Annotated in this window: 18 protein-coding genes; 6 read left to right on the top strand and 12 right to left on the bottom strand. The window is 58.0% G+C overall.

The features are described 5' to 3' along the window. Positions 1-214 precede the first annotated feature (214 nt). Positions 215-2,128 carry a molecular chaperone HtpG gene (gene htpG, locus RGU70_RS15585; RefSeq protein ID WP_322210304.1) on the bottom strand — a complete coding sequence of 638 codons (1,914 nt, stop codon included), beginning with the start codon at positions 2,126-2,128 and terminating at the stop codon, positions 215-217. Between the two features lie 246 nt (positions 2,129-2,374). Next, the gene (locus tag RGU70_RS15580) at positions 2,375-3,832 is read right to left on the bottom strand and encodes a PLP-dependent aminotransferase family protein (RefSeq protein WP_322210303.1); all 1,458 of its coding nucleotides are present in this window, start codon (positions 3,830-3,832) and stop codon (positions 2,375-2,377) included. A 95-nt stretch (positions 3,833-3,927) separates the two neighbouring features. Between RGU70_RS15580 and RGU70_RS15575 the strand changes: the two genes are divergently transcribed. The 3 genes from RGU70_RS15575 to RGU70_RS15565 all read left to right on the top strand — a co-directional run bounded on the left by RGU70_RS15575 (position 3,928) and on the right by RGU70_RS15565 (position 6,721). Then, entirely contained in the window at positions 3,928-4,803 is an 876-nt protein-coding gene (locus tag RGU70_RS15575) for a DMT family transporter (RefSeq protein ID WP_322210302.1), read from the top strand. Positions 4,804-4,988: 185 nt separating this feature from the next. Continuing rightward, positions 4,989-5,447 carry a RidA family protein gene (locus tag RGU70_RS15570; protein WP_322210301.1) on the top strand — a complete coding sequence of 153 codons (459 nt, stop codon included), beginning with the start codon at positions 4,989-4,991 and terminating at the stop codon, positions 5,445-5,447. Between the two features lie 80 nt (positions 5,448-5,527). Continuing rightward, positions 5,528-6,721 (top strand): PLP-dependent aminotransferase family protein, encoded by a 1,194-nt coding sequence (locus tag RGU70_RS15565; protein ID WP_322210300.1) that lies wholly within the window; start codon positions 5,528-5,530, stop codon positions 6,719-6,721. 89 nt (positions 6,722-6,810) lie between these two features. Here RGU70_RS15565 and RGU70_RS15560 read toward each other — a convergent pair whose 3' ends face one another. From RGU70_RS15560 to RGU70_RS15545, 4 genes are read right to left on the bottom strand one after another with little or no spacing between them, the layout of a single operon-like run. Beyond that, positions 6,811-7,716, bottom strand: coding sequence for a hypothetical protein (locus tag RGU70_RS15560; RefSeq protein WP_322210299.1), 906 nt, complete (start codon positions 7,714-7,716; stop codon positions 6,811-6,813). A 2-nt stretch (positions 7,717-7,718) separates the two neighbouring features. Next, positions 7,719-10,028 carry a DNA topoisomerase IV subunit A gene (gene parC, locus RGU70_RS15555; RefSeq protein ID WP_322210298.1) on the bottom strand — a complete coding sequence of 770 codons (2,310 nt, stop codon included), beginning with the start codon at positions 10,026-10,028 and terminating at the stop codon, positions 7,719-7,721. A 7-nt stretch (positions 10,029-10,035) separates the two neighbouring features. Continuing rightward, positions 10,036-10,893 carry a lytic transglycosylase domain-containing protein gene (locus RGU70_RS15550; protein WP_322210297.1) on the bottom strand — a complete coding sequence of 286 codons (858 nt, stop codon included), beginning with the start codon at positions 10,891-10,893 and terminating at the stop codon, positions 10,036-10,038. Continuing rightward, positions 10,893-12,893 carry a DNA topoisomerase IV subunit B gene (locus RGU70_RS15545; protein WP_322210296.1) on the bottom strand — a complete coding sequence of 667 codons (2,001 nt, stop codon included), beginning with the start codon at positions 12,891-12,893 and terminating at the stop codon, positions 10,893-10,895. Before RGU70_RS15545 ends, RGU70_RS15550 begins: the two co-directional genes overlap by 1 nt. A 380-nt stretch (positions 12,894-13,273) precedes the next feature. Here RGU70_RS15545 and RGU70_RS15540 point away from each other — a divergent pair, with 380 nt between their 5' ends. Next, positions 13,274-15,001 carry a methyl-accepting chemotaxis protein gene (locus RGU70_RS15540; RefSeq protein WP_416186533.1) on the top strand — a complete coding sequence of 576 codons (1,728 nt, stop codon included), beginning with the start codon at positions 13,274-13,276 and terminating at the stop codon, positions 14,999-15,001. A 34-nt stretch (positions 15,002-15,035) separates the two neighbouring features. Here the strand turns inward: RGU70_RS15540 and RGU70_RS15535 are convergent, their stop codons facing one another. The 3 genes from RGU70_RS15535 to RGU70_RS15525 form a co-directional block, all read right to left on the bottom strand. Further along, on the bottom strand, positions 15,036-16,205 hold the full coding sequence (locus RGU70_RS15535) for a vWA domain-containing protein (RefSeq protein WP_322210294.1): 1,170 nt from the start codon (positions 16,203-16,205) through the stop codon (positions 15,036-15,038). 83 nt (positions 16,206-16,288) lie between these two features. Further along, positions 16,289-16,876 (bottom strand): GNAT family protein, encoded by a 588-nt coding sequence (locus RGU70_RS15530; RefSeq protein ID WP_322210293.1) that lies wholly within the window; start codon positions 16,874-16,876, stop codon positions 16,289-16,291. A 65-nt stretch (positions 16,877-16,941) separates the two neighbouring features. Further along, on the bottom strand, positions 16,942-17,796 hold the full coding sequence (locus tag RGU70_RS15525) for a MoxR family ATPase (protein ID WP_322210292.1): 855 nt from the start codon (positions 17,794-17,796) through the stop codon (positions 16,942-16,944). A gap of 323 nt (positions 17,797-18,119) precedes the next feature. Between RGU70_RS15525 and RGU70_RS15520 the strand changes: the two genes are divergently transcribed. Both RGU70_RS15520 and RGU70_RS15515 read left to right on the top strand, forming a co-directional pair. Then, positions 18,120-18,440, top strand: a complete 321-nt coding sequence (locus tag RGU70_RS15520; RefSeq protein WP_322210291.1) for a cytochrome c — start codon at positions 18,120-18,122, stop codon at positions 18,438-18,440. Positions 18,441-18,451: 11 nt separating this feature from the next. Then, positions 18,452-18,817, top strand: a complete 366-nt coding sequence (locus tag RGU70_RS15515; protein ID WP_322210290.1) for a cytochrome c — start codon at positions 18,452-18,454, stop codon at positions 18,815-18,817. Positions 18,818-18,920: 103 nt separating this feature from the next. On the opposite strand, the gene RGU70_RS15510 is transcribed toward RGU70_RS15515, so the two are convergent. The 3 genes from RGU70_RS15510 to rsxB form a co-directional block, all read right to left on the bottom strand. Next, positions 18,921-19,343 carry a DUF1841 family protein gene (locus RGU70_RS15510; RefSeq protein WP_322210289.1) on the bottom strand — a complete coding sequence of 141 codons (423 nt, stop codon included), beginning with the start codon at positions 19,341-19,343 and terminating at the stop codon, positions 18,921-18,923. Between the two features lie 66 nt (positions 19,344-19,409). Beyond that, positions 19,410-20,060: an endonuclease III gene (gene nth, locus RGU70_RS15505; protein ID WP_322210288.1), complete on the bottom strand. Its 651-nt coding sequence runs from the start codon at positions 20,058-20,060 to the stop codon at positions 19,410-19,412. Then, the gene (gene rsxB / locus RGU70_RS15500) at positions 20,057-20,770 is read right to left on the bottom strand and encodes an electron transport complex subunit RsxB (protein ID WP_322210287.1); all 714 of its coding nucleotides are present in this window, start codon (positions 20,768-20,770) and stop codon (positions 20,057-20,059) included. The genes nth and rsxB overlap by 4 nt, the downstream gene beginning before the upstream one ends. Positions 20,771-20,813 lie beyond the last annotated feature (43 nt).

The raw sequence follows: 20,813 nt of genomic DNA, 5'->3' as shown, positions 1-20,813 counted from the left end.
AGACGAGGTGATTCTGGTGATGCGAGGTGCGAGGTGCGAGGTACGAGCTTAGGATTGACGCAAAAGCCAATTGGCTTTGCGCGTCAGTCCTAAAAGTGCAGGAGATAAAGCAAAACGGCAGCCATCGCTGGCTGCCGTTTTATTTAATAAGGTAGCAGGTAATAGAAGTTACTTACCTGGATTACCTGAGACGCGTTTTAACTGATTGCGACTCTTATTTTCCAGTCATGCCTAACAGCATAGCATTGAGTCGCTTAACGAAACCTGAAGGGTCCGTTAATGCGCCGCCTTCGGCCAGCAAAGCCTGATCGAACAGGATGTGGGTCCAGTCGTCGAACTTGGCGTCTTCGTATTTCAGACGTTGCACTAGAGGATGGTCGGGATTGATTTCCAGGATGGGTTTCGATTCCGGCGCACTCTGTCCGGCCGCTTTTAACATGCGCACCAGATTGCCTGACAATTCGTGTTCGTCCGCAACGAGGCAGGCCGGGGAGTCGGTCAGGCGGAAACTGACGCGCACGTCCTTGGCTTCATCGCCCAGCACGGCTTTCATTTTTTCGACCAGATCCTTGTATTGGGTCTCGGTTTCTTCGTGCTGTTTTTTCTCTTCCTCGTTTTCCAGCTGGCCGAGATCGAGTCCACCCTTGGCGACCGAAGCTAATTCCTTGCCTTCGAAATCCTGCAGGAAGGACAGCATCCATTCATCGACGCGATCGGTCAGCAGCAATACTTCCACGCCTTTTTTACGGAAAATTTCCAGATGCGGGCTGTTTTTTGCCGCCTGATAATTTTCGCCGGTGACGTAATAAATCTTGGTCTGGCCTTCCTTCATCCGCGCCACGTAGTCGGCCAGCGAAGTGGTTTGCGCATCGCCCTCGTTATGGGTCGATGCGAAGCGCAGCAGCTTGGCGATGCGATCCTTGTTGGCCGCGTCTTCGCCTATGCCTTCCTTGAGCAGCTGTCCGAATTCTTTCCAGAAAGCGGCGTACTTGTCTTTTTCTGTTTGCTCGTCGTTATTGGCCAGTTCTTCCAGCAGACTCAGCACGCGCTTGGTGGAACCTTCGCGGATGGCTTTGACGTCGCGCGACTCTTGCAGAATTTCGCGGGAGACATTCAGCGGCAGGTCGGCCGAGTCGATCACGCCCTTGACGAAGCGCAGATACACCGGCATCAGTTGTTCCGCATCGTCCATGATGAAGACGCGCTTGACGTAGAGCTTGAGTCCGCCGCGCTTGTTGCGATCCCACAGGTCGAACGGGGCATGCTCCGGCACGTACAGCAGTTGTGTGTATTCGCTGCGGCCTTCGACGCGGTTGTGCGTGTAGGTCAGCGGTGCCTGGAAGTCGTGAGAAACGTGCTTGTAGAACTCTTCGTATTGCTCTGGCGTAATGTCGGATTTGCTGCGCGCCCACAAGGCGCTGGCCTGATTGACCGTTTCGAATTCTTCAGTGACGACGGATTCTTTTTTCTCTTCGTCCCATTCTTCTTTCTGCATCAGGATAGGCAGCGAGATATGGTCGGAGTACTTGCGCACGATGGATTTCAGTTTCCAGTCGGAAAGGAACTCATCTTCGTCGGCGCGCAGATGCAGGATGACATCGGTGCCGCGACCTGCCTTGTCGATGGCTTCGATAGTGAAGTCGCCTGCGCCTTCGGATTCCCAGCGCACGCCTTCTGCGGCAGGCATGCCGGCGCGGCGGCTTTCCACGGTGATTCTATCGGCGACGATGAAGGCGGAGTAGAAGCCGACACCGAACTGGCCGATGAGAGCGGCATCTTTTTGCTGGTCGCCCGACAGCCGCGAGAAAAATTCCTTGGTGCCGGATTTGGCGATGGTGCCCAGATGGGATACCGCATCGTCGCGGTTCATGCCGATGCCGTTGTCAGAAATGGTGATGGTGCGGGCGGTCTTGTCGAAGGTAATTTTTATTTTGAGTTCGGCATCGCCTTCGAACAAGGCATCGTTGTTGATTGCTTCGAAGCGCAATTTGTCTGCGGCGTCAGAGGCGTTGGAAACCAGTTCGCGCAGGAAAATTTCTTTGTTGGAATACAGCGAGTGAATCATCAACTGCAACAGTTGTTTGACTTCCGCCTGGAATCCCAGGGTTTGCTTTTCGGATGCGGCCATGTTGTTTTACCTCGTTAAATGAAGATGTGGTCTTGGAAGATATGACGTCGTGGATGGCCATTTGTCGCTCCTGCCGAAGTGGCGGGAAGGCAAGCGGCACATCAGTCCCGACGCGCATTGTATGAAAAATGGGGCCGGGCAGGGTAATTTCAAGCGGGGCGTTGAAGGGACAGGCCGCGCAGGCCATTCTCGGCTCATTCGTAAGCCATTCGTAGGCCATTCGTAGGCCATTTGCGCAGGTCATTTTTACTGCCGCTGATCCATCTCGCGCTGCAAAAAACGCCAGATGCCCGGCTCTTCCATTGCCGCCACGTTCAGTCGCATGCGGGAGGAGGGCAGTTGCCCCGGAGAAAACAGGCTGCCCGGCGCCAGCAGATAACCTTCGGCCATCGCTTTTTCCGTCAGGACATTGGTGTCGCAGCCGGCGTCAGCCCAGACGAACATGCCGGCGACCGGGGCGATATCGATGCGCAGACCTATGCGTTCGAGATGGCGCACGGTGCGTTCGCGCACGCCGTCCAGCCGTTGCCGCAGACGGTCCACATGCTTGCGATAGTGTCCTTCAGAGAGAATTTTATGCACCAGACGCTCGCCTAGCTCGGGCGAAGTGAGGGTGCTGAGCATCTTGCGGTCGGTCAGAAGGCGGATTAATTCCGGTGCGGCAGCGATAAAACCCACGCGCAGGCTATACGACAGAATTTTAGAGAAACTGCTCAGGTAAATCACCCGTTGCAACTGATCCAGGGCAGCGATCCGGGTGACCGCCTGCACGCCTGCGCCCGGATGCATGTCGCAGTAAATATCATCTTCGACGATGTAAAAATCATGTTCCTGCGCCAGACGTAGCACCTGAAACGCCTTGGCGGCGGAAAGAGAGGTGGAGCTGGGATTGTGCAGGATGGAGTTGATGACGAATAGTTTTGGCTTGTGCAGCGCCGCCAGTGCGGCCAGCTGCTCGATATCCGGGCCGTCTTGCAGGCGCGGGATGCCGATCACTTTGGCGCCGAGGGTGGCGAAGGAGCCGAACATCAGAAACCAGGCCGGATCGTCCACGAAAACCACGTCTCCGGGTTGCAGAAAATGCCGTGCGATCAAATCCAGTCCTTGCGTCACGCCGGAGGTCAGCAGGATTTGTCCCGGCTCTGCGGCGATATCGATATCGGCCAGCTTGGTTTGCAATTGCTGGCGTAAGGGAAGAAAGCCCTCCGGAGTGCCATTGCTGAGCAACTGGTTCTGATTGCCCCGGCTGAGGGCGCGCAAACCGTTGGCGATCAGCGCGCCGTCCATCCAGTCGGACGGGAGCAGTCCTGAGCCCGGAACTTTTTGCGCAGGCATCTGGCGGAATATGTTGCGGATCAGCCAGGCGACATCCATTTGCTGCGGCTCCGCCGCGCCGCTGTGACCGGGACTCTTGGCCACCAGTGAGGCGCGCTCCCTTACAAAAAATCCTGCGCCGCGACGCGAATCGAGAAATCCGGTGGCGACCAGCCGTTCATAGGCTTCGACCACGGTAAAGCGCGAGACCTTGTGCTGGAGCGCGAACTCCCGTATCGATGGCAGACGCGCACCGGTACGCAGCATCTTGTCGTCGATGCGCAGTTGTATCGCATGCACGATTTGCTCTACCAGCGACACACCGCTATCACGCGAGAGCAGGGTGGAGGGGGAGCCAAGAGTTGAAATTTGTGGAAGTGGCATGGTCATTGAGCCGTAACAGTGAGTCAGTGTATCTGCTAAATTGTACAGGTACTGTACTGGGTTTGCCGTTTAATATCATTCTCATAAAAAAGGGAATGGGAATGGAGAACGAATCAAAAGGGATGTGGCTGGGACTGGCCGGCGTGGCGATTTTCAGCCTGACGCTGCCGTTCACCCGGCTTGCCGTTGCCGATCTGCACCCGGCGCTGGTGGCTTTCGGTCGTGCGGTTGTGGCGGGTTGTTTCGCTATCGTCCTGTTACGTTATCGCAAAGCCCCCCGTCCCGTGGGACAACAATGGCGCGCGCTGGCGATTACGGCGCTGGGCGTGGTGGTTGGTTTTCCTTTGCTGAGTTCGATGGCGATGCGGCAGGTGCCGGCGGCGCATGGCGCGGTCGTGCTGGGTATTTTGCCGCTGGCGACGGCATTGTTCGGCGCTTTGCGCTTTGGTGAGCGGCCTTCCAACGGATTCTGGCTGGCGGCGGTGGCGGGGAGCGGCATTGTGATCGTCTTTGCGCTGATGCAGGGCGGCGGCGGTTTGCAGGAGGCGGATCTGGCCTTGTTTGCGGCGGTGCTGGCAGCGGCGATGGGATATGCCGAGGGTGGGCGTCTGTCGCAAACCATGGGTGGCCAGCAAGTGATTTGCTGGGCGCTGGTGCTGTCGCTGCCGGTGCTGCTTCCTGTGACGCTGTGGTTGGGCTGGACGTATGGCGTGCGTGCCTCGCCGCAGGCCTGGCTGGGATTTGCCTATGTATCGCTGTTTTCGATGTTCATCGGCTTCTTCTTTTGGTACAAGGGGCTGGCGCTGGGCGGCATTGCCCGTGTCGGGCAGATGCAGTTGTTACAGCCGTTCATGACGCTGATCGGCGCGGCCGTGATTGTCGGGGAAAAATGGCAGATGTCGCACTTTCTGTTCGCTTTGCTGGTGATCTCGGTCGTGATGCTGGGACGGCGTACCGCAGTGCGTCGTCTGGCCTGAGCGCCGTCAGCGCCGATTGGCCCGGAATGTCACAATAGAGGGTACGGTATCGCTGGAGGTGCATATTTGCGATAATCAGGGGCTTAAGCGGGTAGCATGTTGGATTCTGTTCTGTCGACCGGGCTGCAAGCGAGTGGTGTTGTAATTGTTTTAATCGTATTTCCATGATCGTGATTGGGGTGTCTATGTCTGTTTATGAAAAACTGAAAGCCTTGCAAATCGAATTGCCTATGGCGGCTGCGCCAGCGGCGGCTTATGTGATGTCTGCTCAGGCCGGCAAGACCGTGTTCTTGTCCGGGCATCTGGCTAAAAAAGACGGCAAGGTTTGGGAAGGGCAGTTCGGCAAGAATATTTCCACCGAAGAAGGCAAACTGGCGGCGCGCGGTATCGCCATTGATCTTCTGACGACGCTACAGGCCGCTTGCGATGGCGATCTCAGCCGCGTCAAGCGCATCGTCAAACTGATGAGTCTGGTCAATTCGACCGGCGATTTTACCGAGCAGCATCTGGTCACTAACGGCGCTTCCGAGCTGTTTAACGAAGTCTTCGGCGAACAGGGCAAGCATGCCCGTTCCGCTTTCGGCGTCGCGCAGCTTCCTATGGGCGCTTGTGTCGAAATTGAATTGATCGCCGAACTGGTTTGATCTCCTGATTGATCTGGTGCTGTGAGCAGCGCCGGATTCCCGTCCGATTGCCCTGAGTGGCAGCTTTTTTTGGCATTCCTATGAAAAATGATAATCCGCACCCCATGACATGGCAGTTCGCCCAGCGTACCAGCCGTCTGCAAAGCTCGGCCATCCGCGAAATTCTGAAAATCACGATGCGTCCGGAAATCACTTCCTTCGCCGGTGGCTTGCCTTCACCTGAAACCTTCCCGGTCGAGCAAATGCAAAAGGCATTCGATGCCGTGCTGTCGCGTCAGGGCAAGGTCGCGCTGCAATACGGTCCGACCGACGGCTATGCGCCTTTACGGGCATGGATTGCGGATTCGCTGTCCACTGATGGCGCAAAAATTCTGCCTGAACAGGTGCTGATGCTGTCCGGTTCGCAGCAGGGACTGGATCTGCTGGGCAAGGTGCTGATCGATCCGGGCAGCAAAGTGCTGGTCGAAACGCCGAGCTATCTCGGGGCCTTGCAGGCATTTTCACTGTATGAGCCGGAATTCGTTTCGCTCCCTAGCGATGACCAGGGTTTGCACGCCGAGAGCATCGACACTCTGGGTGCAGGCGGTCGCTTGCTGTATGCGCTGCCGAACTTTCAGAACCCGACCGGCCGCACCATGACGCTCGATCGTCGCGTGGCGCTGGTCGAGGCCTGCGCCCGCCACAGCATTCCGCTGATCGAAGACAACCCCTACGGCGCGCTCAGCTATGTCGGCAAGACGCTGCCATCCATGCTGTCGATGAATCCGGGCGGCGTGGTGTACATGGGCTCGTTCTCCAAGGTGCTCACACCGGGCATCCGTCTCGGCTATGTGGTGGCGCCGCTGCCATTGATTCAGCGCCTGGAACAGGCCAAGCAAGCGGCCGACCTGCACACCGCGCAACTGACGCAGATGGTGGTGTACGAAGTGATCAAGGATGGTTTCCTCGATACGCATATCCCGACCATTCGCACCCTGTACGCAGGTCAATGCCAGGCGATGATGGATGCGCTGACCGAATTTTTCCCGGCCGGCGTTACCTGGACCAAACCGGAAGGCGGCATGTTCACCTGGGTCACGTTGCCAGCGCATATCAACAGCACGCAATTGCTGGCGGAAGCCGTCGAACAGCTCGTGGCTTTCGTGCCGGGCGCGCCGTTCTATGCCAATTCACCGCAGACGAATACTTTGCGACTGAGCTTCGTTACGGTTCCGCCGGAAAAAATCCGCGCCGGTATTGAGCGTCTGGGCAAGTTGATTAAAGCAAAAATGTAAATTGCTGGGCCTGTTGGCAGGCAATAAAAAACGGCGGCCATGCTCATTGCATTGCCGCCGTTTTCTTTGCAAGCGCGTTTGTCAGGTTCTCAGGGCGTGACGGCTTGTGACGCAGGCGGGATGTCCAGCGGCGCTTGCGGTTCCAGATGCCTGAATGAATCACTCTTGAGCGCGGCGAGCAGATTGGGCGGCAGATCCTTGCTGTTTTCCGCAAAATAACCCGGTTTGTCGCGCGAATCTTCCAGTAGTCTCCGCATAACCGGATGCTCATCGAAACGCGGATTGAACAGCATGCCGAAGTACACGTACTGCTCCAGGTCATCCTCTCTGAGCAGCCGGTATTTGCTCCAGCCTGCCGCCGCGATTTGGGTGGTGTCGCGGAAAATGGTGGCGTCGTTTTCCTGTTCCGGATTGATTTTGTCGTGATACCGCATATCCAGAGCGCTATAAATCGCGCCATAAACGATGCGAGGGGCATCCACGATGTGTTTGTTGAATTTGAATTGCACGAAGTTATCGGGATAAAAGAAGACCCCGAAGACATTACGGCCCAGCAGTTTGTCGATTTCGCTGATATTGGTGGCAGGCAAGCTCACGGTAGCGTGCTGAATGACGGTGGTCATCGGCTCTTCTGCCTCGTTTTGCTTGAGTGCGGCATCGACGTCATATAACTGATATTCGATATTGAATTCGGTGCCTTGCAGCGTGTGGCAGCAGTTGTTGCCGATATCGCTGGTGCCGGGCATGAGATCGTTGCCGCCGTTGAGCGTGTTGCCGTATTGGTCGGTGATCTTGAAGCGGAACAGATTGTAGGGCGTGTAATTGAAGCCGATGACGCTCAGGTCGGTATAGCGCGGCACCGACGAGGTCGGCGTGCAGCTCACCAGCGTCAGGCAGACGAGCAGCGCCCCGGCGACGGCGGTGATAGTGCTGACAGTGGCAGACCGCCACCGTGGTCGCTTAAGAGGCGTTCTGTCGCTGTAGTGCGCTGTCACTTTTAGCCCTGTGCCTCAAGCGCGGCGGCTTTCAGTTTCGACTCCAGCGCCTTGCCCTTGCGTGCGCGCTTGCCGATATGGTGGCTCAGGCCGCTGGCCGATAAAGCCACTTCCTGCGGTTTGCCGCCGCGTCCCATACCGCTGACCAGCACACCTTTCTGGCTGATTGGTTGCGCCGCTAACAGGGTTTCGTCCTTTTCCAGTTCCATCAGCGTGACACCTCGTCCACCCGACGCCAGTGTCTTGATTTCCTCCAGACCAAAAACCAGCAAGCGACCGTGTTCCGACAAGCAGGCAATGGCGCTGGCATTGGCGACGATGCGGCGCGGTGGCAGCGGCAGATCGCCATCTTCCAGCGTCATGAAGGACTTGCCGTTTTTGCCGCGACTGAGCATGTCGCCCACTTTGGCGGTGAAGCCGTAGCCGGCGCTGGAGGCCAGCAGCAAATTCACATCCGACGGGCCAGCAAAATAATGGAGCAGGCTGCTGCCGGAGGCCAGTTCCGCCAGCGTGATGAACGGCACGCCGTCGCCACGGGCATTGGGCAGCGCTGCCACGCTCACGGAATAGATACGCCCGTTGGAGCCGAAAGCCAGCAGATTGTCGACCGAGCGGCACTCAAAGGCAGCGTACAGCGCATCGCCGGCCTTGAAGCCGAATTGCGCCGCATCGTGCCCATGACCGCCGCGCGAGCGCACCCAGCCCTTTTGCGAAATGACGACGGTGACCGCTTCATCGACGATCTTGTTTTCGACCACGGCTTTTTCGGCTTCCTGAATCAGCGTGCGGCGATCGTCGCCGTACTGTTTTTCATCGGCTTCGATTTCCTTGATGATCAGACGCTTCATGGAGGCCGGATTGTCGAGCAGGTCTTGCAGACCCGCCCTTTCCTTGCGCAAGGCGGCCAGTTCCTGTTCGATCTTGATCGCTTCCAGTCGCGCCAGTTGGCGCAGGCGGATTTCCAGAATGTCTTCGGCCTGACGGTCGGATAGACGGAAGGCGTTAATCAGGGCTGGTTTCGGTTCATCCGATTCACGGATGATGCGGATCACTTCGTCGATATTGAGCAATACCGTCATCCGGCCTTCGAGGATGTGCACGCGCTCGTCGACCTTGGTGAGCCGGAAACTGGTACGGCGGGTCAGCGTGGCAAAACGGAAGGCCACCCATTCGCGCAGGATATCGCCCAGCCCCTTCTGACGCGGACGACCATCGCCACCGATCATCACCAGATTGATCGAGGAGCCGGTTTCCAGCGAAGTGTGGGCCAGCAGCAAATGCATGAATTCTGTCTGGTCCTGATTCTTCGATTTTGGCTCGAAAACCAGACGCACCGGCGCGGCGCGGCCGGATTCGTCGCGCACCGTGTCGAGCATGGCCAGCAAGGCCTGTTTTTGCGCCAATTGATCCGGCAGCAGCGATTTTTTACCCAGCTTGATTTTGGGATTGGTCAGTTCTTCGATTTCTTCCAGCACCTTTTGCGACGAGACGCCGGGCGGTAATTCGGTGACTACTGCTTGCCACTGGCCGCGCGCCATCTCTTCTATCTTCCAGCAGGCGCGTACTTTCAGGCTGCCGCGCCCGACGGCGTACATGTCGGCAATTGCGGTCGGCGAGGTGATGATTTGTCCGCCGCCCGGAAAATCGGGGCCGGGAATCAGTTGCATCAATTCAGCATGACTGATGTCTGGCTTGCGAATCATCGCCACCGCAGCATGTGCGACTTCGCGCAGATTATGCGAAGGGATTTCTGTCGCCAAACCGACAGCGATACCGGACGCGCCGTTGAGCAGCACGAACGGCAGGCGCGACGGCAATTGCCGCGGCTCTTCGGTGGAACCATCGTAATTCGGCTGGAAATCGACGGTGCCCATGTCGATTTCATCGAGCAGCAAACTGGCAATCGGCGTCAGACGCGCTTCGGTGTAACGCATGGCCGCTGCGCCGTCGCCGTCGCGTGAACCGAAATTGCCCTGACCGTCGATCAGGGGATAGCGCAGCGAAAAATCCTGCGCCATGCGCACCAGCGCGTCGTACACCGACTGGTCGCCGTGGGGATGCAGCTTACCCAGCACATCGCCGACGACCGCTGCCGATTTGCGCGGCTTGGCGGCAGCGTTCAGGCCCAGTTCGTTCATGGCATACAGGATGCGGCGTTGCACCGGTTTCTGACCGTCGCTCACGTCGGGCAGGGCGCGGCCCTTTACCACCGAGATGGCGTAGTCCAGATAGGCGCGTTCGGCGAACGTCGACAGGGTCAGCGTTTCGCCTTCGGGGGCGGCGCTTTCAAACAGGTTTGCTTGGTCGATCATGGCTTTTTCATTCGAGGGAAGGGGTGGGCGCAGGGGAGGGACGCCGACCCGGGAGAATCATTTGTACCCGGTGCGCCTGTGCGCCGGTGCGCGTCGGGAAGGGCTGGTACAGCCGGTAAAGCTGCGCCACCAGTTGCACGTAATTGCGGGTTTCGGGATAAGGCGGAATCTGGTTGCGGTATTTTTGCACAGCGCCTTCGCCGGCATTGTAGGAGGCAATCGCCAGCTCCAGCCGTTGCGGAAACAGTTGTCGCAGGTCGCTCAGATAATGCGCGGCGAGGCGGATATTGATTTGCGGATCGCTCAGTTTTTGTTCAAAGCTGTGGCGACGGTCGGCCTGGAGCCCGTAGCGGCGAGCGGTTTGCGGCATGATTTGCATCAGCCCGACCGCGCCCTTGGGTGATACCGCTGCCGGATTGAAACCGGATTCGACTGCCATGACCGCTTTGAGCAGCGCCGGTTCTATGGAAAATTCCTGGGCCGAGCGCTTGACCATGGCGTCGTATTTTTTCAGGCCGGGATGTTGCGTCAGGTATTGCGTGAGCGGTGTGCCGGCCGACGTCTGCCGTATGCCCGGCATGTCATCGCTCATGGTGTTTGAATCGAAGCTGGCGTTGCCGCGCAAGAACAGCCGGTAGCGCTCGTCGAGTTTTTCGGTGGCCATGTGGGCTGTGCCATCGGGATCGATGAAGCCGTAGATGTCTGCCTGTGCGGCCGGACTGGCCGAGAGGAGTAACACCCCAAGCAAGGCCCCGAGCAGCGCTTCTATCCGCTTTCCCGCCGGTTTCCCCGACCGCGCAGGCAGCCGCCCACCGCGCAGAAGCGCAGAGGCATTGCTTACGGCAAGGGAAAGGTCTGAACGCATCAGATATCCGCTTCGGCCTCGTTGCCATGCTCTTCGATCCAGGCGCGGCGGGCGGCCGCCTCGCCTTTGCCCATCAGCATGTTGAAGCGTTCAGCGGAGGCCAGCTGGTCCAGATGACCGAGCGCCACGGGCAGCAGGCGGCGGGTATCGGGATTCATCGTGGTTTCCCACAACTGTTCGGCGTTCATTTCTCCCAGACCTTTGAAGCGCGAAATGCTCCAGGCGCTTTCTTTCAGGCCATCCTTGCGCAGCTTGTCTTCGATTGCGCTCAGTTCGCCATCGTCGAGGGCGTACAGCTTTTGCGCCGGTTTCTTGCCGCGCGCGGGCGCATCGACCCGGTATAGCGGCGGCCGGGCGATGCAGATGTGGCCGGTGTCGATCAGTTTCGGGAAGTGGCGGAAGAACAGCGTCAGCAGCAGCACCTGAATGTGCGAACCATCGACGTCCGCATCCGACAGAATGCAGATTTTGCCGTAGCGCAGGCCGGACAGGTCGGGCGCATCGTTGTGGCCGTGCGGATCGACGCCGATAGCCACGGCGATATCGTGGATTTCATTGTTGGCGAACAGGCGGTCGCGTTCGGTTTCCCATGAATTCAATACCTTGCCGCGCAGCGGCAGGATGGCCTGGAATTCCTTGTCGCGGCCCATCTTGGCCGAACCGCCAGCGGAGTCGCCCTCGACCAGAAACAGTTCGTTGCGGGTGATGTCGGTCGATTCGCAATCAGTCAGTTTGCCGGGCAGCACCGCCACGCCGGAGGACTTGCGCTTTTCCACTTTTTGCGCCGAGCGCAGGCGGCTTTGGGCCTGCTTGATGACCAGTTCGGCTAGCTTTTTGCCGTATTCGACATGCTGGTTCAGCCACAGCTCCAGCGACGGACGGGTGAAGCTGGAAACCAGCCGCACAGCGTCGCGCGAATTGAGTCTTTCCTTGATCTGGCCCTGAAATTGCGGGTCCAGCACCTTGGCCGACAGTACGAAGGAGACGCGGGCAAACACATCTTCCGACAGCAGCTTGACGCCCTTGGGCAGCAGGGAGTGCATTTCGACGAAGCTTTTCACCGCGCCGAACAAACCTTCGCGCAGACCCGATTCATGGGTGCCGCCAGCGGAGGTGGGAATCAGGTTGACGTAGGACTCGCGCACCACGGCACCGTCTTCGGTCCAGGCGACGACCCAGGCCGCGCCTTCGCCTTCGGCGAAACCGTCGGCATCGGGGCCGGCGTATTGCTCTCCTTCAAACAGCGGGATCAGCGGATCGGCATGGGCCGATTGCGCCAGCGCTTCCATCAGATAACCGCGCAGGCCCTGTTCGTATTGCCAGGTCTGGCTGTCGCCGGTTTTGGCATTGGCCAGTGTGACTTTTACGCCCGGCAGCAAGACGGCTTTGGAACGCAGCAGACGTTGCAGTTCGGTCTGGGAAATCAGTGCCGAATCGAAGTATTTCGGATCGGGCCAGACGGTGACGCGGGTGCCGGATTTTTTGTCGTCTCTGGTGGCTGGGCGCGATTGCAATGGTTCGATGACGTCGCCGCCGGCAAAGACCATGCGATGCACACCGTTGCCGTGGTCGTCCTTGCGCCAGACTTCGATTTCCAGTCGCAGCGACAGGGCGTTGGTAACCGAGACCCCGACGCCGTGCAAGCCGCCTGAAAAGGCGTAGGCGCCGCCGGCGCCCTTGTCGAACTTGCCGCCGGCGTGCAGACGGGTGAAAACGATTTCCACCGTAGGCACTTTTTCCTCAGGGTGCAGGCCGACCGGAATACCGCGTCCGTCATCTTCCACGCTGACGCTGCCGTCGGCGTTGAGGGTGACGATGATGTTGTCGGCATACCCGCCCAGCGCTTCGTCGGAGGCGTTGTCGATCACTTCTTGAATGATGTGCAGCGGGTTTTCGGTGCGGGTGTACATCCCGGGACGCTGCTTGACGGGTTCCAGTCCTTTGAGGACGCGGATGGAGGCTTCGCTATAGTCGGAGGGAGAATTTTTTTTGGTGGCCATGCAAACCAGTGTAAGTGAGTAGGGGGCGGTTCAGCAGAGGGGCGGTGGGCTGCACTCGTCAAAAAACCTAAAGTGGGTGCATTTTAATCAAAAACGAAAGGCAGGGAGGAATTCCGGCGGATTGCAAGGCATCGGTGGGCAGAAATGAGGCAATTAAGGCGGCAACTGAGGGGGCAACGAAGGCAGCAACGAAGGCCGCAACGAAGGTTGCAACTGAGGGGCCGCGAATGGCGCAATTAAGTGGAAGTATTTAGCCAGGGTCTGTTGACCGGAAGTTGCGTAGGTAAAAAATTTATTTATTATTCACAATAAATTAACTATAGAATAACAAATAAATCAATTATATTTTTTATTGTCAATTTTTATGGATTATGAATAAATTGAACATTTTTCTCCGCATGAACATCGGAAAGCGCCTCGGTCTGGGCTTTGCCCTCATTCTTTCCTTGCTGATCGTCACCACCACCATCGGCATCTGGCGCTTGCAAACAGTCGCCCATGCCACCAGCGCCATGATGGAGCAGCCGCTGGCCAAAGAGCGGCTGGTGTCGGACTGGTACCGGACCATCCATACCAGTGTGCGCCGTACGCTGGCGGTTGCCAAAAGCAGCGATCCTTCACTGGCAAATTTTTTTGCAGAGGAAAATACCAGTTCCTCAAAGGTTTCCTCTGAGTTACAAAAAAAAATAAGTGAATTGCTGGAAAGCGATCAGGAAAAAGTCATCTTTGACAAAATCGGCGTAAATCGCAAAGTCTATGTCGAGATGCGCGACGCCATCAGCACGGCAAAGCAGGCCGGCGATACGGCGCTGGCCGCGCAAGTGCTTGAAACTAAGTTCATGCCCAGCGCCAAGCTGTATCTGAGTCTTCTGGATGAATTACTGGTGCTGCAGCGAAGCAGCATCAACGCGACCGCTGCCGGTATCAACACCACGTTTGAACAAAGCCGCACGCTCATGCTGCTGCTGGGAGTGTTGGCGGTGTCTTCCGGTGTGCTGTGCGCGTGGTATCTGACGATTGGCATTACCCGCCCCTTGAATTCCGCGGTCGGCATTGCCCGCAGCGTCGCGGAAGGCGATCTGACCACCGTCATCCCTGCCCATGGCAAGGATGAAATCGGGCAGCTGATGGCGGCGCTGAAAATCATGAATGACAATCTGCTGCGCATTGTCGGTCAGGTGCGTAGCGGAACCGACATGATAGCGACTGCTTCCAGAGAAATTGCGACGGGCAATATGGACCTGTCCTCGCGTACCGAGGCGCAGGCCAGTTCGCTGGAACAAACCGCGGCGGCGATGGAGGAGCTGACCTCCACCGTGCGCCAGAATGCGGAGAACGCCCAGCAGGCCAGCACGCTGGCGGTATCCGCGTCCAGGGTGGCCAAGGACGGCGGTGAGGTGGTCGGGCAGGTGGTCAGCACGATGAGTGCGATCAATGATTCGTCGCGCAAGATTGTCGACATCATTAGTGTGATTGACGGCATTGCCTTCCAGACCAATATTCTGGCGCTGAATGCGGCCGTGGAAGCGGCCCGCGCCGGCGAGCAGGGACGCGGCTTTGCGGTGGTGGCCAGTGAAGTGCGTAGCCTGGCGCAACGCTCAGCGGCAGCGGCCAGAGAAATCAAGATATTGATTGGCGATTCGGTCGATAAAGTGGCCACCGGCAGCAAGCTGGTCGAACAGGCCGGGGTAACGATAGGGGAAGTGGTCGACAGCGTGAAACGGGTAACGGACATTGTTGCTGAAATCAGCGCGGCGGGTCAGGAGCAAAGTGGTGGCATCGGAGAAGTCAACCGGGCGATCACGCACATGGACGAGGCGACGCAACAAAATGCCGCGCTGGTTGAGCAGGCTGCCGCTGCGGCGCAGTCTTTGCAGGATCAGGCGGCTACGCTGGCGCAACTGGTCAGTATTTTCAAACTGGATGGGCAGCGCGCTGTGCCGCCGCCTGCTGCGCGCAGAGTCTCGCCGGTCAGCGGGAAAGTCGTTGCGCCGGTCAAGGCGGCCGTGAATCGGCCTGCGCCGCGCAAGGAGGCAGTAAAACCTCACCCGTCTGCTTCAGCTAAAGCCCTCGCTGGGGCTGGCGAGGAGGCTTGGGAAGAGTTTTAAACGCGCGTCGGCGCAGGGGTAAGGAGCGGGGAGCTTATTTGCTGAGTACCCGCATCGCCCGTTCCAGCCCGTCTATGGTCAGGCTGAACATGCGATCACCGACGATTTCGCGGATCAGTGCGATCGATTGCCGGTATTGCCACAAGCCTTCGGCTTCGGGATTGAGCCAGACGTAATGCGGAAAGGCGGCGGTGAAGCGTTGCAGCCAGACTGCGCCCGCTTCTTCGTTGGTATATTCAACCGCGCCGCCCGGTTGCACGATTTCATACGGACTCATGGTGGCGTCGCCGACGAAAATCAGTTTGGTGTCGGCCGGATATTTGCGCAGCACGTCCCAGGTCGGGAAGCGTTCGGCATGGCGGCGGCGGTTGTTTTTCCAGAGATGGTCGTAGACGCAGTTATGGAAGTAGAAAAATTCCATATTCTTGAACTCAGTCTTGGCGGCGGAAAACAATTCTTCGGTGCGCGCTATGTGGTCGTCCATCGAACCGCCGACGTCGAGCAGCATGAGTATCTTGATGTTGTTCTTGCGCTCGGCCTGCATGCGGATATCGAGATAGCCGGCGTTGTCGGCCGTGGCGCGGATGGTGTCGTTGAGCGCCAGTTCCTCTTGCGCGCCGGTACGGGCGAATTTGCGCAGACGCCTTAGCGCGACCTTGATGTTGCGGGTGCCGAGTTCGCGCTCGCTGTCGTAGTCCTGGAAGGCGCGTGTTTCCCATACCTTCACCGCGCTGCGATTGCGGCTCTGGCCGCCGATGCGGATGCCTTCCGGGTTGAAGCCGCCGTTGCCGAACGGCGAACTGCCGCCGGTGCCTATCCATTTGCTGCCGCCTTCGTGCCGTTCTTTCTGCTCCTCCAGCAGTTGCTTGAGTCTCTCCATCAGCTTGTCGTAGCCGAATTTTTCCAGTTGGGCTTTTTGTTCCGGCGTGAGCTGGCGCTGCATGCGTTGCACCAGCCAGTCTAGGGCGACTTCGGGATTTTTTTCGAACAGGAAGTCGATGCCCTTGAAGTAGCTGCCGAAGGCCTTGTCGAATTTGTCGTAATGCGCTTCGTCCTTGACCATGGTCAGACGCGCCAGGTAGTAGAACTCGTCGAGCGAGGGGGCGATGACCTGGTGTTTGAGCGCGTCGAGCAGATTCAGGAATTCCCGCAGGGAAACCGGAATCCGGGCGTCTTTCAGTTTGAAAAAGAAATCAATCAGCATCGTAGAGGAATATCTGTGCGGCAATGATGGGTGGGGCGGGTGGCTTGTCTCTGGACGGCGCTATCGGCCGTTGCTGCCAGTTTTTAGCGCCCCAGCTTGAAATGCAGATGCCGTTTGATGGTCGGCCATTCGCTATCGATGATGGAAAATACCACCGTGTCGCGCAATGAGCCGTCGGGCAGGCGCTGGTGGTTGCGCAAGATGCCGTCCTGTTTGGCGCCGAGCCGGGCGATCGCTGCGCGCGACTGCTGGTTGACCCAGTGGGTGCGGAATTCGACGGCGATGCAGTTCATGTTCTCAAAGGCGTGACTGAGCAGCATCAGCTTGCATTCGGTATTGATGCCGGTTCGCTGCGCGCTGGTGGCGTACCAGGTGGCGCCGATTTCAACCCGGCGATTGACCTCGTCCACATGCATGAAGTTGGTCATGCCGCATAGCGCGCCGGTATCGACGCGACGCACAACGAAGGCTTGCATCCCGCCAGCCGCTTGCACGTCGAGGCGGCGGCGAATTTCGGCTTCCATGTTTTCCGGTTTGGGAACCGAGGTGTACCAGAGCTTCCACAGCTTGCCATCCGACACGGCTGCAATGAGCGCGTCGTGGTGTTCCAGCGTGAGCGGTTCCAGCGTGGCGTAATGGCCTTTGAGTGTGATGGGGTGCAGAAAATGCATGGCAAGCTCCCTGAGTCGGGTGGAGGGTGGTGGTGCGGGTTTTCAGTGAGACAGGTATCCGCGAATCAGCGATGGTTGCGCGACATGGCGATGATGCGCTCGAACAAATGGACATCCTGCTCGTTTTTCAGCAGCGCGCCGTGCAGTGGCGGGATCAGTGTTTTGGCATCCTGACTGCGCAGGGCTTCCAGTGGAATGTCTTCGGCCAGCAGCAGCTTGAGCCAGTCGATCAGTTCCGAAGTGGAGGGTTTTTTCTTCAGACCGGGGACGTCGCGCACTTCGTAAAAACTGTGCAGGGCCTGCGTGAGCAAGTCGCGCTTGAGGTCGGGGAAGTGGACGTCGACGATGCGCTGCATGGTTTCCGGGTCGGGGAATTTGATGTAGTGAAAAAAGCAGCGGCGCAAAAAGGCGTCCGGCAGTTCTTTTTCATTGTTGGACGTGATGATGACCAGCGGGCGATGGACGGCGCGGATCATTTCGCGCGTTTCGTAGACGTAAAACTCCATGCGGTCGATTTCACGCAACAAGTCGTTGGGGAATTCGATGTCGGCCTTGTCGATCTCGTCGATCAGCACCACGACCGGCTCTTCGGCGGTAAACGCTTCCCACAGGACGCCCTTGACGATGTAGTTGTGGATGTCCTTGACCCGGGCGTCGCCGAGCTGGGAGTCGCGCAGGCGCGAGACGGCGTCGTATTCGTACAGACCCTGCTGCGCCTTGGTGGTCGATTTGATGTGCCATTGCAACAGCGGGCGTCCCAGGGCGGCGGCGACTTCTTCGGCCAGCATGGTTTTGCCGGTGCCGGGCTCGCCCTTGATCAGCAGGGGGCGTTGCAGGGTGAGGGCGGCATTGACAGCCAGTTTGAGATCGTCGGTGGCGACGTAGCTTTTGGAACCTTCAAAACGTGTCTGGGAGGGCATGGGAGGGTCGTGGAAGAATGGAGTGGTCTGAGTATAAGGTAAAACAAATAAGGTAAAAAAAAGTGGCCTTGGTCTCTGGGCTGTTTTGTCGGCGCGGCCTCTTTTGGATGAGCGGTCTGTAGCAGTAAATGGACGGGCGGTGCCTTCCCGAGTTAGAATCAATCGTTTTCAGCGGTGGGTAGGCATGCTTGTGCCGACGTACGCCTGACCAACATATAAAAAAAGTTTGACCAACTTGGTGTGCTGGATGTGGCCGGTGTGGCTGATTTCGATCGGTTGCGCCTTGTGTTCAGTCAGTTTTCGTTCCCATTACCCCTGCTACTATGAAAAAACTCTTCGTATTCCTCGCGTTCGCAGGCGGTGTCGGCTCCGCTGTTGCGGCGGACATTGTCGGCAATCCTCTGGCGGCTGAAAATAAAGTGTCCATGTGCATAGGCTGCCATGGCATCTCTGGTTACAGGGCCTCGTATCCTGAAGTCTTTCCGGTGCCCATGCTTGGCGGCCAGTCGGCCAAATATCTGGAGAATGCATTGAAGGCCTACCAGAAGGGCGATCGCAATAATCCATCCATGCATGGTATTGCAGCGAGCCTGTCCGATCAGGACATCGCGGATGTGGCCGCCTATTACGCACAACAAAAATAAGGAAGCCGGAGATGACTAATTTCGTGAATAAATGTGTGATGGCGTCTCTGCTGACGTTCACATCGTTGCTGTCCTTCAACGCTGTCGCGAGCGGCAATATCGACTCCGGCAAGGCGCTGATGAAAAAATACAATTGCGCGGCTTGCCACGGCGAGGATTACAACAGCCCGCTGGACTCTTCCTACCCTAAGCTGGCCGGGCAGCATGCCGATTACCTCAAGCATGCCTTGCTGACCTACAAACGTGGCGGTGCTGCCGTCAACGGTCGCAGCAATGCGATCATGGGCGCACAGGTCAAGCCGCTGTCGGATAAGGATATTGCCGATATCTCTGCCTACCTTGGCAGCCTGAAGGGTTCGCTGGTAGTGCGTAAGTAAAAAGAAGCCATAAACCTGTCGCAGCAGCGTTTGCGGCAACAAAAAAGCCACTGCAAATTATTTGCCGTGGCTTTTTTCTTGCTGGTTTGCTTCCTGCTGTGGCTTAGCGGCGTCGTATGCTCTCGATGTAAGCGGCGCCATCCGGCGGCAAACCGTTGCGCTGGGAGTTCCAGATCATTTGCCCCAGACATTCCATAATTTCGTGATGCGCCTCATGCTCTGATCCGCGTCGTTGCGCCAGCGCCAGATAAGCGGCGCGGATGCCGGGCGGCTGATCGATCGATAACTGCTCGGAAATCGACAGGTGCATGGACAGATGCAGGAAGGGATTGGCTTGCCCTTGTTCGACGGAATAGTCGGTTTCCAGTGCGCGTTCTACATCTTCCAGCGCAGATTCGTATTCCGGGTGTTGCACCAGCCAGTCGCAGGCCATGGCTTCCAGCGGCGTCAGAATTTCGTTGGCGCGATGTTTGCGGTAGGTCTCGCAAAAGAAACGGCGCACGTCGTGTTGGGAGGGATTGAACATTGCAGGGGATTGGGTACTGGAAAGAGTCAATCCGCATTGTACGTTGCGGGCGGATTCGCGGTTTTTTTACACCGCTTTTGCCGGCAGCGGCGTTTTGGTTTTGTATTCGCACAGATCGGCAATGAGGCAGTTCCAGCACTTTGGCGAGCGCGCAGTGCAGGTGTAGCGGCCGTGCAGAATCAGCCAGTGATGGGCGTCCTGCATAAATTCGGGTGCGACAAATTTCATCAGCTTGGTTTCTACGATCTCTACCGTTTTGCCGGGAGCCAGATGGGTCCGGTTGGAGACGCGGAAAATGTGGGTGTCGACGGCGATAGTGGGTTCGCCGAAGGCCGTATTGAGGACGACGTTGGCGGTCTTGCGTCCTACTCCCGGCAAGGCCTCCAGCGCCTCACGCGTACGCGGCACTTCGCCCTCATGCTCATCGAGCAGGATGCGGCAGGTGGCGATCACGTTTTTTGCCTTGGTGCGGTAGAGGCCTATGGTTTGAATATAGGTCATCAGTTCATCGACCCCCAGGGCATGAATTGCCGCCGGCGTATTGGCAACCGGATACAGCTTGCGTGTGGCTTTGTTGACCGAGACATCGGTGGCCTGCGCCGAGAGCAGGACGGCGATCAGCAGCTCGAAGGGCGTGCTGTATTCGAGTTCTGTCGTGGGGTGCGGGTTGGCTTCCCGCAGACGTTCGAAAATCGCCCGGCGCTTGTCCGCATTCATTCTGGTTCCTGACCCTTGCTTTGTTCTTTTTTCAGCCGCGCCCGTTCAATCGCGGCCGTGATGATGGCTTGTTTGCGCTGCTGTTCTGCGCGCAGCTCCGGTGTCAGCGGGGTTTCTGCGCTGATTTCCTTGAGTTTGGCGGCGGCTTTGGCGGCCAGTCGGGCGTCGTTTTCCTGTTTTTCGCGTTGCAGACGGGCGGCGCGCAGATCGTGGCGATGGCGGGCAGCATCGGCTTGTTCTTGCGTCCAGGCATCCCAACCGCTCAGGCCGGGAGTGATGTCTTCCATGGCGATGCAATCGACCGGGCAGGGCGCGACGCACAGGTCGCAGCCGGTACACAAACTGTTGATGATGGTGTGCATCTGCTTGGCCGCGCCGAGTATGGCGTCGACCGGGCAGGCTTGTATGCACAGGGTGCAGCCTATGCACAGGGCTTCGTCGATGACCGCCAGCCTGCGCGGGCCTTCGTGTCCGTTGACCGGATTGAGCGGGATGACGGGTTTTCCGAGCAGCGTGGCCAGTCGCTGTATGCCTTGCTGGCCACCGGGCGGGCATTGGTTGTAAGTCGCGCTACCGGCCGCAATGGCTTCTGCGTAGGGACGGCAACCGGCATAACCGCATTTGGTGCATTGGGTTTGCGGTAGCAGATCTTCGATGCGGTCGGCAAGGGTGGGTGCGGTGGGTGCCGCGGGTGCAGAAGGGGAGGACACGATGAGTCAGCGGATAGCCGTAGGCATAAAACCGTATTATGGG

The organism is Herbaspirillum sp. RTI4, from assembly GCF_034313965.1.
Classification (GTDB): Bacteria; Pseudomonadota; Gammaproteobacteria; order Burkholderiales; family Burkholderiaceae_D; genus Herbaspirillum.
This window is presented reverse-complemented; position numbering and strand designations above follow the sequence as displayed.